Consider the following 15,590-nt stretch of genomic DNA (forward strand, 5'->3'; position numbering starts at 1 on the left):
TTCGCCGGCTATCTCTTTAACATCAAATGGATAGCATTTTGCGGGGTGGTCGCCCTACGGGCAGGGGTTCTCGCACGCCCTACAAAGCCGCATGGCACTCGCTACAACCGCCGATCACTCGCTACGGCTCCTTCGCATGCCTCTCAACAAATAGGCTGGGGCATGACCGGGGGGTGGAGTGGACCCCGTTTCGCCGGACAGACGGCGGTTGGGTTTAGGCACTGAGCCTGATGAACTCGCGAGGCGAGCGGAACTTCAATCCTGAGTGCGGGTGGACCTCGCAATAGTCTTCGATCCAGAGGGGTAGCAAGGCGAGGATGGTTGCGGCGTCGGGCAGGATCGTTACCCGAGCGTAGTCGCGTTTCAACGTTTTGACGAAGGCTTCGGACATGCCGTTGCTTTTAGGGCTGCGGACGGGCGTGAAGAGCAGCGTCAGGCCGAGGGCTCGCGCCGTGTCGGCGGTGTCCCTGGCGATGTACGCGCTTCCGTTGTCGGAGAGCCATTCGACGGCATGTGGCTTTCGCGTCGTGCCGAAGCGGCGTTCGACGGTGGCGACCATGAGGTCGCGGACCATCTCACCGGAGATGCCGCCGTTGGCGACCGCGAGCGAGGCAATGATCTCGCGGTCGCAGGCATCGAGCACGAAGAGGACGCGCACCACTTCTGGGTTCTGGGTGTGGACGTGCCGTATGGCGCTCCAGCGTCAGGCGATGGTGCTGAATGATCCGTAGCACGCGCTTGGCGCTGACCGTGGGCTTGCCTTCGAGACGCAGCTCCCGGTTCAGCAGAGCCGTGACACGGCGATAGCCGTAGGTCGGCCTGGCATCGACGATGGCGCGGATCGGTGCCAGGAACTCGGCATCCTCCGCCATGCGGTACGGAACCCGTGGTTTGGCCGTCCTGCCGCGTCGCTCGTTGATGTGAGAACGAGCGACGTTCAGCGTCCTCGCCACCGCGCTCACCGTGAACCGTTCGTCGGATCGCTCCACAACAGCAAGGGCGATGTCCGCTTTTTTTTGGAGGGTGATGTCGAGCGCCTCCTTGAGGATCTCGTTCTCCATCGTCTTGCGGCCAAGCAGCGGTTCGAGGTCGCGGACGCGCTTCTCCAAATCACGAACCCTCGATGACCCGACGACATCCTCGTCAGCCTCGACAGCGGCATGACCGCCCTCCACCATCCGGCGCTTTCAGGCAAAGAGCTGCGACGGTGAGATGCCGGCCTGGCGCGCTACGAACGACACGCTCATCCCGGGCTGCATCGCCTCTTCGACGAGACGGACCTTCTCGGCCGTGGACCAGCGGCGCCGGCGCTGCACCGAGGCGATCACTTCGACCCGCGAGAACGGGCCGTCCGGAGCTTTCGACATAGTCGTACTCATAGGCGAATGCCTATGCCTTATCGGCTATGCTACCTGTCCGGTCAAAAAGGGGTGCGCTCCAGGGGGGCCGACTGCTGACTCGAGGGTTTCGGCATGATCTGCGGGCTAGCTGCAGGTCTGCCAAACTAGGCAATGGCCCGCCAGTTGGCGCGTACTTTGATCGAGAAACTCCTTCTCAAACCGCCAAATCTAAGCGAAGCCCATTCGCTCCGCGTCTGCAATCATCTCCGCACAAACTTCGTCGGGATTTCGCGGTGAGAACATATGCTCGATGGCATTCCGCCAAATGAGCACGTTGGTCGAAGCCGGGTCGTGATTGAGCGGATAGAATTGCGCATCTGGCTCGCTGTGGCGATTGTCCATGATCAGCACCCGTGTGGGGCTGAGAGGAAACGTCACCATGGCTTCAGAGTGCTTCAATCCACAATGCGGACCGATGGTATCGCCGACCAATACCGGGTTATCGGAGGTAATGAAAACTGGCTTATCACTGAAGAGAACGGCCCAGCGCATCTTGAGGAACATCTGAGCGATACCAGCAGCTCGCCCGATCCATGCATTCCAGGCTTGTTTCATGTCCTCCTCGGTAGCGTCCCGGTAGTGCGGCCAGGAACTGTGATCCAGTTCCACACGGCGGTCGCCGATGGTGACGGCATCGGGAAGTGTGTCGTGCTGGGCGAAGAAATCGGCACATTGCTGGTGCATGGACTTCCAGAACTCGAATTGCCGGGGCGTGCGTAGCCAAGTCACCGCAGCCAAAAGAGCCACCATCTTGCGCAATGGCTCCCTGGAAAAGTCGGGGAAGTCATTGCAGACCGCCTTCCACACCGGATCGCCAAAAAAACGCTCCAGTTCTGCGAGCTTCTTCTCCAATGCGTCGTCTCGCCGGCCGTCAGCATTAAGCGATGCGTAGAGGTGAAACTTCACGGCTACCTTGTCGATACGCTTCAGCTCAGGTTCTCCATCGTTCCTGCTGAAACGCCAAATGCGTTGCCGGCCCTCATCGGCGGCGAAGGCTTTCAGGTAGGACTGCGCCACCCAATGGCAGCGTTTAGTAACCTGTTTGGCCATGTGATAACGACGACGCCGCACTCTGCTCGGACTCGATCTCAGCCGCATCACTAAACGGCGAGTCCGAAACTCCGAGCTCTGTTTTTATGAAATGCCGAGCTAACCGGCGCATGATATCGGCTGCATTATGCAGCCGATGCAATTCTTCGGCGATGTCAGGATCGGAGGGGTGTTTCTCGCGCACATGGGCGACGGCCACCCGGCACGCTTTCCATAGATATTGCTCGAGGTCCTCGCTCCCGCGCGCCTTTTGGAGCGCAGCTAGTAGGTCGCCGTCGAGATTGCTTTGCAGAAGCCCGAAGGTCTGCGCGATCCACGGGCGGATATCCTTTCCCTCCGGGTAGCGGACTTCAAGCACCTTGAAGTAGCTCAGCACGGCATAGCTGATCATGAACTTCTGCTCGGCGTTTCGTCCCTCACGATAGAGCGCGAGGGCTCGCCGCGCCTCATTCGATGTCGGAATATTTCGGTTGAAAACCCATTGGTACCTGGTCGTGAAAGCGAGATTGCGCTTTGACACAGCAACGGGCACCGGGTTACCCGCCCAACCATCCTGCATGATGGCGTACTGATCGTCGCACCACGCGAGCAAACTGAGAAAGCGATTAATAACCGTCATCGCCTCTTCCATGCTCAGCCCGTTCGCGTGCAGATCGATATGTACTGATTGCACATGGTCCTTCGTCTTCGGCATCAGCACGAGTTTGTAGCGATCAAACTCGATCAGCATTTCCTCGCGCGGCCAAGTTACTTGATTATCAACGCCGATATTCAGGAAGCGCGATGATGGCCTTGCGCCCAACCGCACGCGGCGCGCTTCCTCCGCATCCTCCCGGTCATACTCGCATCCATCGCCAACCGGCGGCGAGGGATGCGCCCGTGCTTCGGCAACCGCCCTCGCGAGCTGCTCGATGAAGCGCCGGTTGAAGACCAGTTCCCGGCTAACCGGGGCGTTTCGCAACTCGGCGTCCAGGTGGGCTCGAGGTTGGAGCGACGATACCGCCTCGTCACGGACGAATGACAAGTGGTCCCGCGTGCCGTTATGTTCGCAGGTGATAACCCCAAGGCCATGGCTGTTGGTTCCTGCCTCCGCCACTGAGAGCCGCACGGAAATTACGCTGTCAAGAATCGCTTTGTTCGATAGCAGGTTACTGAGCGCGTCGGTTAGCGTGGTGGCGCCACCGAATGCATCATTCGTTCCACCGACCGGCTTCAGCTTTGCGAGAATGGTAGCCACGTGCCCTGACCAGCCCGGCTGCGCAGCGGTCAGACCGAGTACTGCCGCGACGATCTGCTCGTTGCTAAGCGCACGTCCTCGGTTCTCACGGCCGCGTGGTAATTTACCGTAACCACGCAGCGACTCGAAACGCTGATCCATATCGATGGACGTATCGGTTACCACATCGCTGTGACGGGATAGTTGGGTCAATACCTGGGAAAGCTGCTTAGCAAGCATGGCCTAATCCTGCCGCTTCCAGTCGTCGTCCCATGTATCGAGGAGCATCGGCATGCTTATCGCGTCGCTTCCCTTCTCGTGGGCACGTCGCCGTTCCTCAGCGTGGATGCCCAACGACAGGTACGTGATCGTCGCTCGAGCCAGCTTCAATTGACGCAAAGTCTTGGCGATCAGATCGGTAACTGGAAGGTCGAAGATGCCCGCAGTGCGAGGCTCGGCAAGCTGTGGCGAGATCGCCCGCATCAGCCAGTCGTGCACCGTCACGAACTTATGCTCCATATGATTTCGCAGATCGTAGAGCGATTGGGCGTCCGGCTCGGTGACCGCCTGGAAATCGTCCTCGAAGATATCCTTGGATAGCCAAAACAAGCCGCGCAGCGGCCAATTCGCCAACCCGTCCAGCGCTGGGTGGAGTTCCTTTCTCTTGCCCTTCACGAACCAGAGACTACGGAAATTGACCTGCCGCTCCTTATGTCCCAGGGTAAGGTAGGCATTGAGCAGGAACGCGGTCTTATCGAACACTGCGTAAGCTCCACGGAACGCCATCTTCATCCGCTCGACGGGAAAGCCGAAAGCAGGATAGTCAAGCGTGTTATAAAGAAGCACGCCTCGATCCGAGAAATGCACGCCGGTCGAGGCGATACCCTCATACAGCGCATACCGTGCGGCGCAGAATTCCTGCTTGATGATGTTGAAGTAGTGGATAACGGCGGGCAGGCCCGGCCCTGCGTCGATGCCGACCGTGATTGAGGGCAACGTCATCACGTCCCGTGCGGCGATCGGGTTCGGCCCTACATCGTTGAGCGGGTTGATGAAGAGGCGGTTGTTCAAGCACCATTGCCGGTACTCGCGCTCTTTTTTGCCGCGACCCATCGAATGGTTCAGCATGTCGATTTGCCCGGCAATTCCGGGAACATCGTAACGCGTCCAAATGTCATTCAGATGCGCCGCGAATTTGCCGAAGGCTTCTTCATAGCCATAACTCTCGACCACGGCATCATCGGCGCATGCTTGCGCCAACGACTCTGCGGCAAAAATCATCAACACGCGGTGATGACCTGGATCATAGAGCGCATGCGCATAGTGCCCTAGCCCAGCTCCACGGTTACCGCATGCCATTGCGAACTTGGGAACGGCGCTCAGCGCCCGATCCCAATATTCGATGGCTTCGATGAACCGGCCGGTATGATTCAGGATGTTGCCGAGATTGGTATAGATCTGCGCGCGCTCGCGCGGCTCAAACTCCTGAAAGCCAGGATGCGCCAGCGCCCGGCGTAGCTCCAATATCTCGCCGTCAATGGCTTCGCTTTTCCACAGCCACACTTGCAAATCCGGCGATGCATGGCGCTTCGAGCTCCAAATGTTGGCACGGAAATAATGTGCGCGGCAGGCATGACGCGCTGCGACATTCCTGGCCAAGTACTGGTCGAGCAGGCCGCTGGCGTGATCCAGGGCGGCAACCGATGCCTCATCGCCGCCTTGATCAATGATCGCACCGATTACCTGCATGGCTTTGTCTTCGGAAAGCCCATCAAGCTTCTGAACCATGAGGGAAGCCAAGGATGGTTTGCGTGGTGACGGTGCCATCAGCGGGGGAGTGTCGCCTGTTGCATCAACGAGTTGACGCTGCCTGTGTGCCACTGATCCAGGCTAAGTGCGAGGCACGATCTGTAGAACTCTTGGGCCGATGTTGTCGACTTGAGTCTAAGAGCATGATCATTAGACAGGCTGAGCCAGTGGCCGAACCAGCTCGTCCCGAGGGTAGCGACCATGCTAACTGCGGCAGCGCCAACGATTGCCCAGATGCATTCCATGCAACCCCCTCACGTGTCCAGCATGTCCCAGTCGTCATCCCTTTCGATTCGTGCCGGCCAAGTGGCAAGCGACACGTCGATACTACATTATAGCCCGACGCTGAATGCTCCCCACCTCACGAAAATTGTGTAGTGCGGTCGTTACGGAAAACATTGAGAACATGCGATTATGGATGAGCAAAAGCAGAAGGAGATCGCTGCTTCCTTGTTGAAAGACATGGAGGACATAGCTGCTCGGATGCGCGCGCTTATCGTCGCGATGCCCCCACATGATCTGCTCGGCTACATCTACGCGCAGCACATGATGAAGGCGATGGCAGACCAAAGCGCCGCCGAGGAGCAACGCGAAGCGGATGGCTCGAATGACCTGATCAACGAAAACCAGTTCCTGTTGGAGTACGTACATGCGGTGCTCGCGTCAGATGGCGCCCCTGCGGAAGTGATATTCGACGAAGGTCGATGCGCCGAGCTGTTTGAACTTAGCCGTAAACTGCGAGAGCAGGCCATGTTTTTCGCCATGGCCACGTCCGCCGATACCAAAGAAGGCGTCTTTGGTCCCGACACGGCCGACATTGAATTTCGCGCGAGATCGACCTGGGTCATGCGACGCGGGAACCGGTACCAAGTCTTGGAAGGTGAATTCTACAGCTACGTCCTAGCACCTCACAATGATGTCCTGAAAGAAGTTTACGGTGTCGGTGCCGCCGATATCGCGGAAGGCTTCCAGGCCATGGCCGACGCCACCCGCTCTGGGCATGCCGACGCTATCATGGAGATGATGAAGCAGTTTGAGGCGGCACAGGCCTTCGCTGCGGCACAAGACAAGCCTCTGGAAGACGTCACTGAGGCATGGATTGCGGCCAATGCAGAACAGTCGAAAGCCGCCGGGCGGGCGATGGATGACATGTTTCGGGGCGGCATTGCCAACGTGAGTCGACACACTACGCTGCCGCCGACACTGTTGGCGGACTTGGCGTACCGGCGCGGAGAAGAAACCGAATTTTTCGCAGCGGGCGATTTTTCGGGGACCCCCTACCGGACGCTGCCTGCCAGGAAGAAGCCTCTAATTCAGCTTGGGCCGGACTACTACGCCATCGACCCGTGCTTCACCCGCGACGCTGGGTATCGTGCGCTTCTCTACAACCTCTTGCAGCGAAAACCGGACTACAAGAAAGCTTTTGAGGATCGGCAGAAGAGGATGAGCGAAGCTGCCTTCGCCGACATTCTGGCCGCCCAGCTTCCCCGAGCCACGGTTTTTCAAGAGGTCTATTACAAAGACCCTACCAGCAAGCAGTGGTCCGAAAACGACACCCTTATCCTGGTCGATGACCTGCTGTTCCTGGTTGAAGCCAAGGCAGGCGCGGCTGCGACCATCGCATCGCCAGCACTTGATTTCGACCGCCACGCTCAGTCCGTTCAGGACTTGGTACTCAAAGCCTACAAACAATGTGAGCGCTTCTTCAGTTATCTGAGTTCGGCGCATGAAGTGCCTCTCTACCACCTGGCGGACGGCAAATACGAAGAGTGCGGCCGTGTCCGCCGCTCCGACTACCGCGTGATGGTGCCGATCGGGCTGACGGTCGAGTCGTTCTCGCCCTTCTCCACATACTGCAAGGAGCTGCCGGAGGTTGCGCCGTTACTTGGAAGGCATTCCTTCGTTTCGTTGTCCATCGACGAGCTATTTGTGCTCAAGCGTCTTCTGCCCTCACCTGGCGAGTTCGTCCACTACATGGAGGTGCGGCAGGCCGTGGCGGGGATACGCCGAGTTCATCTCTTCGACGAGTTCGACCATTTGGGCGCGTACCTGAAGGAGAACCGTTTCGATCAGGACATTGCCGAGCAGCTGAAGGGCGGCAAGGTGAACATGGTTATCTGGGACGGCATGAGCGACATCGTCGACAGAAGCTTTGAGGGTGAGGACTGGGAAAGCAGACCGTTTCCGACGCAGGACTTCCCGGAGGAGGTACTGAAGCTGCTTGGAGCGCTTGACGCTACCCGAGCACGCGGGTGGCTTTCGGCGGAAAGCCATATCCGTGACCTGGGAGACGAGGGCCGAAATAATCTCGCCAAGATGCTGTCCGACCTTCGCCAAACTCTGAACCAACATCCCGCTCGGTACTTTACGCTAGCGGGGGACGGCGAGCCGCTTTTCGTTTGGCTTCAACAACACGACCACCAAATTGACTGGACCAGGGTGAATGACAAGGCCAGCGCAGCTGCGTTGGCCGTCAAGGCTTCTAACGTCATCGGCGTCGTGGCAGAGGTTAATGCCGACGGAACCTACCATCGGGCGCAGTCTTTCGCGGTCCACGTACCGACAGAGCGAAACGAAGAAAACGCCCACATCTACGAAGATGCCGCGCGAATGGCTCAACCCACGCGGGCGGTAAACCTCAGCCCGCCGAGGAGGCTCGCCCCTCCTGTGAAGACCAAAAAGCCTGGACGGAATGATCCGTGTCCGTGTGGCAGTGGCACAAAGTACAAGAAGTGTCATGGCCGTTAGGATCGAGCCGAACAGAAATCGATAATTTTTCGGGTACGGCGACCTTCTAGCAACCTGACTATTTTGGAGGGCCATGGACGGCTATAGCGCAGATGTAGTTCTCTGTTTCATCGGCTTCGGCCCGCCAGATTCATGGAAATCGTTGATGTTTTCGTCGATTTTCGCCCGGTGGCATAACCGCGCCTCAGATGCCCAGATACACACGCTGGAAGTCCGATTGAATAGCGCCGGAACAAAGCCCTACTTGATACTCGATAATAATCCCTCGTCGAACAAGACCAGATCGTGCGCGTGATGCCAATCATGATCGAACACGTTCAGCAACCTATCCATCACATGCTTGCCATCCGTCTCGATGGCAAGCTCCCTGCGACTATCGAAGCTTCCGGGCGATAGATTGATCGAGCCGATAATCGCCCGGCAATCGTCTGCGACAAGAACCTTACCGTGCAGTTTAAGATGTCGAAGCTGTCGAACCTTCGCGCCGACATCCTGCAGAATACGCAGGCCTCCAACGGCTTCGATCAACTGGTCGGGCTTAAGTTTGTGAAGCGACTTCGTCATGATGCGAACATGAACGCCACGCTTCACCGCTCGTACGATCCGCTCGATAATCACCATGTCCTGGTAGCGCTCGTTCTGTACGCTTAACGAGTGCTTTGCGCCATCGATAAAGGCAGCCAATCGCGCGCGCCCATTGTTCGGACACCAGACAAGGGTAGAATTCGCTGCCGGCTCGAATGGCTCACGCGCCCAGTCGCAATTGAAGCACTGTGCCATCTCCGAAAGTTCCACACGGTCTTTGGTAGACACGACGTAGTCGCGAGTTTCGGTCAGGTTTCGGTCTTCCCAGTTGAGGGATTTTACAAAGCCCACCTCTCCATCGATGACCATCGATTTCTGGTGCGTAAGCGCAAAATCCGGGCTGCTGTCGCGGACTTGCACTCCGCCAGCCTGCAGTGCCTGGCGCGCCTCCTCGTTCTCGCAAACACCGTTTCGTCTGGCCGGGTTCAACATCACTCGAACCAACACGCCTCGAGACTGCGCAGCGATGACCGCGTCCAGCAGTTGCCGGCTGGTAAAGAGAAACATGCGGATATCAATGCTCTTTGACGCCTCCCTGATGGGCTTGATGATCGCTTCGGCAGTGTCGTCTGGAAGAACGATAAGTTTGCGGGGCACGGTGCCTCTCCACCCTCAACTGGTTTGCGACATGCGTCGCTCGCTTGCTGCGATATTCTGTACCCGATGCAGTTCAGCGTAGAGGCCTCCGCGAGCCAGCAGCTCCGCGCCAGAACCCTGCTCCGCAACGACCCCATCCTTCAGGACCACGATCTTGTCCGCATTGCTGACAGTGCTCAGGCGATGCGCGATCATGATAACCGTACGGCCTTCCATCAGTCGAGCAAGACCCTCCATCACGAGACGTTCGGACTCCGTATCGAGCGCCGCGGTCGGTTCGTCCAGGATCATGATAGGGCTGTTTCGAATTACGGCCCGTGCGATACCGATACGTTGACGCTGGCCACCCGACAACGTGTCTCCACGTTCGCCTACAAGAGAGTCGTATCCGTGAGGCATACGCTCGATGAACTCATGGGCGTTAGCGACCCTGGCGGCTTCAACGACTTCGTCGGGAGTCGCATCAGGCCGTCCGTAAGCGATATTCTCCCGGATCGTGCCTCGAAACAGAACTGTCTCCTGCAGAACAAAGCCGATCTGTGACCGCAGGCTGGTCAGCTTGAGGTCAGCAACATCGGTGCCGTCGATCAAGATTTTCCCGCTTTGGGCGTCATAAAAGCGAGGAATCAGGCTTAGAACGGTTGATTTGCCTGATCCGGTAGGACCGACAATTCCCACGACCTGCCCAGGCTGGATCGAGAAAGTGACGCCGCGCAACACCAGCTCTTCACTGGTATAGCCGAACGTCACGTCACGAAGTTCGATCGCGCCACTCAGGCTTCCAGGCTCTCGGGCGTCAGCGCGCTCTTCGATCACGTCGTCTGCGGCAAGGATCGATTGTATGCGCTCGATCGCAACGGTTGTCTGAGCGATCGTCGCCGTCATACTGGCCAGATCCTGAACGGGCTTGAAGAACTTCGCGAGATAAGCGAGGTACACCGTCAATGCGCCCGCCGTCATTGCTCCCGCCACGATCAGCGCCGTCCCCCGCCACAAGACGATCGCGGTACACAGCGCCACGACAAGACCCACCAACGGAGACATCAACGACTTCACCTTGCGCGCGCGCAACGCCGCCTCGACGGTCGCCTGGCTTGCTGCCTGCAGATGCGCAAGCTCCATATCCTGCCTGCCAAACGCCGTGATGGCACGAACCGACCCGAGGCCTTCCTGTACGACGGACAGGACTTCGGCTTGCCGCATGCGGACGATTCGGGTGATGCTCTTTACCGCCTTCCGAAATCGCGCCAGGAAGATCAGGAGAAAGGGCGTGAGGCCGATGGCAATCAATGTAAAGTCCCAATCGAGCCAGAACATGATGCCGACCATGAATATGATCGTCAATATGTCGACTAGCATATCCAGGACAGACGATGACGCGAAATCCTGAACGGTATCGACATCTGTCGTAATGGTTGAAATGAGCGCACCCGTCTTGGCGTTATCGTAGTATCTTAATGAAAGTCTGTTTAAATGCTCATAGATGCGAATGCGCAAGTCATTCGCAACCCACTGCCCAATGCTTGTTGTGTAATAGCTATCAATGTAAGTTGCGACCGCGCCGAGTATGGCGATGACAAGCGTTGCCAGTCCAGCAAACAACGCGACGCCCATTGGATCTCTCGGGATTCCGAGGTCATGCGCCCAGTTTAACCAATAGGGCAACGCATGGTGACCGAGCGCATCATCAATCACGATTTTCAATGGCCATGGAGCGGCCAGGCTCATCGCGATCTCGACAAGCATTGCCAAGAGCACGATCAGCAATCGCCATCTATAGGGAAAGAGCATCTCCCGCAAAAGACGGATCATGGACCGGATACTCCCTGGCGGGTCAAATTTTTCGAGGCGAGGATTGCGGGCAGGCGATACTGCAAAACTTTAGTAGAGATAACAAGATTGCTGAAACCGGCGGCCACCCCTTCCGCCATATTCCCATGTTGATCCTCCGGCGATAAGCGCGAGATTGCAGCGCAGAAGATCGAACCCGGAGCCCATCATGTCTGACACACAAGCCGGCACCATCCTTCTTGCAGGCGCCTCGCGCGGGCTTGGGCTCGCCATGGCCGCCGAATTGCTCGATCGAGGATGGCAAGTCGTCGCAACGGTTCGCCGCGGCAAGCCGACGCGCCTTCATGAACTGGCCGAACAATGGATCGGGCGACTATCCATCGAAACGCTCGACATCGACCATCAGGACGAGATCGAGGCCTTTCGGGAGCGCCTTTCCGGTCGGATATTCGACATCCTTTTCGTCAATGCCGGGGTCGCGAATGCGGGGCAGCAGTCCATCGCACGAACATCGACGGAGGAGTTCGTGCGTGTCATGAAGACGAACGCGTTGAGCCCGATGCGCGTCATCGAAGCCCTGGAGGATCTGGTAGCCGATGATGGCACGATCGGCGTCATGTCGTCGGGACAAGGCAGCATCGCCAACAATAACGGCAGCGGGCTCGATCTCTATCGCGGGTCGAAAGCGGCGCTGAACCAGTTCATGCGAAGCTATGCGGCACGCCGGGCCGATAGCGCACGCGCCTTCCTGCTGATGGCGCCCGGCTGGATCAGAACGGACCTCGGTGGTGACGACGCCCCCGTTGGCGTTGAGGAGGCCGTTCCGGCAATCGTGGATATCCTTGTCGGGCAAAGGGGCCAGCCGGGCCTGCGTTACCTGGACCGCGACGGAAAGTCTGTCTCCTGGTAATGCTATGGCAGGATTATAGTTAACACGTGACGATCGGTCGCTGGTCATATGTCTCGCCTGCCCCAGCTTAGTCACGTTGCGCCGCACAAATGGCGTTCAACCTGGCCTGTTTTGGCCGGGAGTGGAGGTACAGGCAGAATGATCACCCTCGAAGAAAGACTTATCAGCGGTTCCGGGCTGGAGCGCGGCGCGGTCAGTCTTGACACCTTCGGAGAAGAGGATCTTCGCCTTCTTGCCCGGTTGCATGAACGCGGCAAGGTGAAATTGGTGGGAACGCCCGGAACGATCCCCTATGTCGTGGTTGTCCGCGACGCGGCCTGACTGCGGGTCAGGAGCCAGACCCCCAGGGCGGTTGCCAGAAGCAGGAAAGTAACCAAGCCCGCAACGGCCAGATAGGCGTTATCGAATGCCGACCTGGCAAGCGCGACCAGAATTTCGGCCTCGCCCGCCGGCAGGCGCTCGGCGGCAATCAGCGCTTCGTCGAGACTGTCCAGCGCCGTGCGATCGCCCGTCAGGCCTTGCGGCAACATCAGGCTGGCTGTGTAAACAAGGGACATCAGGCTGCCGATCATGGCAATCCCGATCGCGCCGCCGAGCTCGTAGGAAACTTCCTCTACCGATGCTGCCATGCCGGCCCGGCTTTCCGGCGCACTCATCATGATGGTGCTGGACGCCGCGGTCATTGCCGCACCTATCCCGAACCCCAGGACAGCCAGTGCGCCGAGCCAGACCGCCGCCGCGCCGCCCAGGCTCAGCATATAGACTGCCAGGCCGAGGCCGGCGGTGCCGAGGGATAACCACAAGGTGCGATCGGCACCCAATTTCGGCAGGGCAAGCCCGGCAAGAGGACCTGCGACGAAGGCCGCCGCGGGGATCGGCAGGATAAGCAATCCGGCCTGCAGGGGGGAATAGCCGAGAACGAGTTGAAGGCGCTGGCTGAGGATGAGTTCGATGCCGACGAGCGCGGCGGCGGTAACCATCGCGGTCGCGACGCCGGCAGTGAACCGTGGTGTTCGGAAGAGCGAAAAATCGATCAGGGGCGTGGGTGTGCGCCGCTGCCTCCGAACGAAGAGCGCCATGGCAATGATGCCGACGACGGTGCCGGCCACGACCGTTTCCCAGCTCGCCTCGCGCCGGCCCAACTCCTTGACGGCAAACGCAAGGGCGATCAAACCGACCATGATCTGCGCAGACGCTATGATATCCCATCTACGGGCCGCGTCGCCACGCCTCGCCGGTACGATCAGGCCGCCAAGCACGAATGCCCCCGCGACGATCGGCACATTGATGAGGAAGACCGAGCCCCACCAGAAATATTCCAGCATGACGCCGCCGATGACGGGGCCGAAGGCCGCGCCACCGGATGCGACGGCAGCCCAGATGCCGATTGCCAGGGAGCGTTCGTCATCGTCGGTGAAAGTCAGGCGGATGATCGACAGCGTCGCCGGCATCATCATGGCCGCGCCGACGGCCAGAAGCACCCGCGCTCCGATCAATGCTTCGGGCGTCGGCGAATAAGCCGCGAACAAGGACGCGATGCCGAAGACCACGAGGCCAGACAGAAACATCCGCCGATGACCCAGACGGTCGCCGAGCGTGCCCAGCCCCGGCAATAGGCCCGCAACGACGAGCGGATAAGCGTTGACGATCCATAGTTTCTGCGACGCGCTGGCGGCCAGGTCATGTGTCAGCCGCGGCAGCGCCGTGTAAAGTACCGTCATGTCCACGACGATCAGGAACAGGGCGCTGGATACGATCGCAAGAACCAGCCAACGGTTGCCGGAAGCCATTTCGGAATCCTCATCACTCCGCCGCTCCGCCATGGATTGCGATCGGGTGAGCCGCAATATAAATACGTTCGTATGGAAATAAAGGGGCGACATGGCCGGCAGACCCAGAACGATCGATAGAGACAAGGTGCTCGACGCTGCCGAGGCCGTCGTCAAACGCACCGGTGCATCCGGCCTGACGATCGAAGCGGTTGCGCGAGAGGCCGGAATCACCAAGGGCGGTGTTCAGTATTGCTTCGGCTCGAAGGACAGCCTCATCAACGCCATGTTGCAGCGGTGGTGCGACGGGTTCGACGCGGCCGTGCGTACGATTGCCGGGCCCGATGCCGACGCCGTGGCCACCTTGCGCGGCCATGTCGAGGCAAACCGCAGGACCGACGCGGCGGAGAACTCGCGATCTTCCGCGATGATGGCGGCGCTGCTCCAGACGCCATCTCAGATCGCCGAAACGCGAAACTGGTACACCCGCCGTCTGTCAGGGCTCGATGTCGGACATGAGGAAGCCCGGCGGGCACGCCTGGCCTTTCTGGCCTCCGAAGGAGTTTTCTACCTTCGAGCCTTCGATCTCGTCGCGTTGGATGATGCGGAATGGTCGGACATTCTAAACGACATATCCACCTTGTCCGAAGGGCGGTAGCTGACCTGCCCCTGCATCCAGTCGACGAAGTCGGCGACGAGCGCGTCGCCCGCTGCCGCGAGCGGTGTCACGAGGTAATATGCGCCCGGCCCGCTCCATGGAGGGTTAGGCAAGGCCTGAAGTTCGCCCCTGACCAGCTCCCGTTCGATCAGGAAGGACGGAACCAGCGCGATACCCATACCGGCAACCGCCGCCTGGCTCGTCATGGCGAACTGGTCGAACATCGGTCCGCGGTAAGGGTGCGGATGTTCCGCGCCGACGGCCTCGAACCATTGCTGCCAGATGTGCGGGCGCGTAGCCTGCTGCAGAAGCGTGACCTGCTGGAGATCTCCGACCTCTTTCACGCCATTGTCTTTCAGATATGCAGGGCTTCCCACAGCCACGATCTGCTCGCGACATAGAAAGCTGACACTGCCGTTCGGCCAGGCCGGCGCACCGTAATGAATGGCCACGTCCACCGACCGCTCGGCCATGTCGAACGGCTTGGGCTCGGTCGTCAGCTCGACCGTCACGCCTTCATGGCGCCTGATGAAGGCCGGCAGTCTTGGAATGAGCCATCGGGAGGCAAAGGTGGGGAGTACGGCGATCCGCAGGGTTCGCTGACTGCCGACAGACGACACGATCGCGTGTGTCGCCTTCTCGCAATCGTCCAGGATGCGGCGTGCCGACAAAAGAAAGCGCTCGCCATGCGGCGTCAGCGCAACGCCGCCCGGAAGGCGGATGAAGAGCTGTACCCCGAGCGTATCCTCGAGCTGCCGGACCTGCTTGCTGACCGCGCTCTGTGTCAGGCTGAGCTCCCGGCCCGCTGTGGTGAAGCTTCCATGGCGCGCGGTAACCTCGAAAGCGCGCATCTCCTGGAAGGATGGCATCAGGCTTCTTGGAAACAACATCGACAAGACCTCGGTCGGCGCTGGGCGTTATCCGCTATATGCCAGCAGATGCCGCGCCATTCCAGTTCGGAATAGCTGCCAGTATCCTTGATTTCGTCCTGCGCGCATATCGAACGCCAAAACCCCCGCGTTGGAGCGGGGTTATTGTGATTGTTGTGTGTTTTGGT

Annotated in this window: 12 protein-coding genes and 1 pseudogene; 5 read left to right on the forward strand and 8 right to left on the reverse strand. The window is 59.2% G+C overall.

Going from position 1 to position 15,590, the window contains the following annotated elements; translation table 11 throughout:
* Positions 1-214 precede the first annotated feature (214 nt).
* The 4 genes and pseudogenes from NDN16_RS12360 to NDN16_RS12375 form a co-directional block, all read right to left on the reverse strand.
* Positions 215-1,367, reverse strand: a pseudogene (locus NDN16_RS12360) (transposase).
* Between the two features lie 201 nt (positions 1,368-1,568).
* Positions 1,569-2,450: a DUF4238 domain-containing protein gene (locus tag NDN16_RS12365; protein WP_251113885.1), complete on the reverse strand. Its 882-nt coding sequence runs from the start codon at positions 2,448-2,450 to the stop codon at positions 1,569-1,571.
* Complete coding sequence (gene mauJ / locus NDN16_RS12370; RefSeq protein WP_251113886.1) at positions 2,431-3,906, reverse strand: methylamine utilization protein MauJ; 1,476 nt, start codon at positions 3,904-3,906, stop codon at positions 2,431-2,433. The genes NDN16_RS12365 and mauJ overlap by 20 nt, the downstream gene beginning before the upstream one ends.
* A gap of 3 nt (positions 3,907-3,909) precedes the next feature.
* The gene (locus NDN16_RS12375; RefSeq protein WP_251113887.1) at positions 3,910-5,454 is read right to left on the reverse strand and encodes an LA2681 family HEPN domain-containing protein; all 1,545 of its coding nucleotides are present in this window, start codon (positions 5,452-5,454) and stop codon (positions 3,910-3,912) included.
* 435 nt (positions 5,455-5,889) lie between these two features.
* Here NDN16_RS12375 and NDN16_RS12380 point away from each other — a divergent pair, with 435 nt between their 5' ends.
* Entirely contained in the window at positions 5,890-8,223 is a 2,334-nt protein-coding gene (locus tag NDN16_RS12380) for a YecA family protein (protein WP_251113888.1), read from the forward strand.
* Positions 8,224-8,463: 240 nt separating this feature from the next.
* On the opposite strand, the gene NDN16_RS21110 is transcribed toward NDN16_RS12380, so the two are convergent.
* Together NDN16_RS21110 and NDN16_RS12390 are read right to left on the reverse strand one after the other, a co-directional pair.
* Entirely contained in the window at positions 8,464-9,405 is a 942-nt protein-coding gene (locus tag NDN16_RS21110; protein ID WP_251113889.1) for a phospholipase D-like domain-containing protein, read from the reverse strand.
* Positions 9,406-9,420: 15 nt separating this feature from the next.
* Positions 9,421-11,217, reverse strand: a complete 1,797-nt coding sequence (locus tag NDN16_RS12390; RefSeq protein ID WP_251113890.1) for an ABC transporter ATP-binding protein — start codon at positions 11,215-11,217, stop codon at positions 9,421-9,423.
* A gap of 187 nt (positions 11,218-11,404) precedes the next feature.
* On the opposite strand from NDN16_RS12390, the gene NDN16_RS12395 reads away from it, so the two are divergent.
* Positions 11,405-12,106: an SDR family oxidoreductase gene (locus NDN16_RS12395; RefSeq protein WP_251113891.1), complete on the forward strand. Its 702-nt coding sequence runs from the start codon at positions 11,405-11,407 to the stop codon at positions 12,104-12,106.
* Between the two features lie 138 nt (positions 12,107-12,244).
* Positions 12,245-12,427: a hypothetical protein gene (locus NDN16_RS12400; protein WP_251113892.1), complete on the forward strand. Its 183-nt coding sequence runs from the start codon at positions 12,245-12,247 to the stop codon at positions 12,425-12,427.
* Here NDN16_RS12400 and NDN16_RS12405 read toward each other — a convergent pair.
* Positions 12,397-13,896, reverse strand: coding sequence for an MFS transporter (locus tag NDN16_RS12405; protein WP_251113893.1), 1,500 nt, complete (start codon positions 13,894-13,896; stop codon positions 12,397-12,399). The two genes, NDN16_RS12400 and NDN16_RS12405, sit on opposite strands and share 31 nt — an antisense overlap.
* Before the next feature lie 91 nt (positions 13,897-13,987).
* Between NDN16_RS12405 and NDN16_RS12410 the strand changes: the two genes are divergently transcribed.
* Positions 13,988-14,533 (forward strand): TetR/AcrR family transcriptional regulator, encoded by a 546-nt coding sequence (locus NDN16_RS12410; protein ID WP_251113894.1) that lies wholly within the window; start codon positions 13,988-13,990, stop codon positions 14,531-14,533.
* Here the strand turns inward: NDN16_RS12410 and NDN16_RS12415 are convergent.
* Entirely contained in the window at positions 14,443-15,402 is a 960-nt protein-coding gene (locus NDN16_RS12415) for a LysR substrate-binding domain-containing protein (protein WP_251113895.1), read from the reverse strand. The genes NDN16_RS12410 and NDN16_RS12415 overlap by 91 nt on opposite strands.
* Positions 15,403-15,410: 8 nt before the next feature.
* On the opposite strand from NDN16_RS12415, the gene NDN16_RS12420 reads away from it, so the two are divergent.
* Positions 15,411-15,590: hypothetical protein (locus NDN16_RS12420; RefSeq protein WP_251113896.1), on the forward strand; the 180-nt coding region annotated here is incomplete at its 3' end.

The organism is Aureimonas altamirensis, from assembly GCF_023702225.1.
In the GTDB taxonomy this organism is placed as follows: domain Bacteria; phylum Pseudomonadota; class Alphaproteobacteria; order Rhizobiales; family Rhizobiaceae; genus Aureimonas; species Aureimonas altamirensis_B.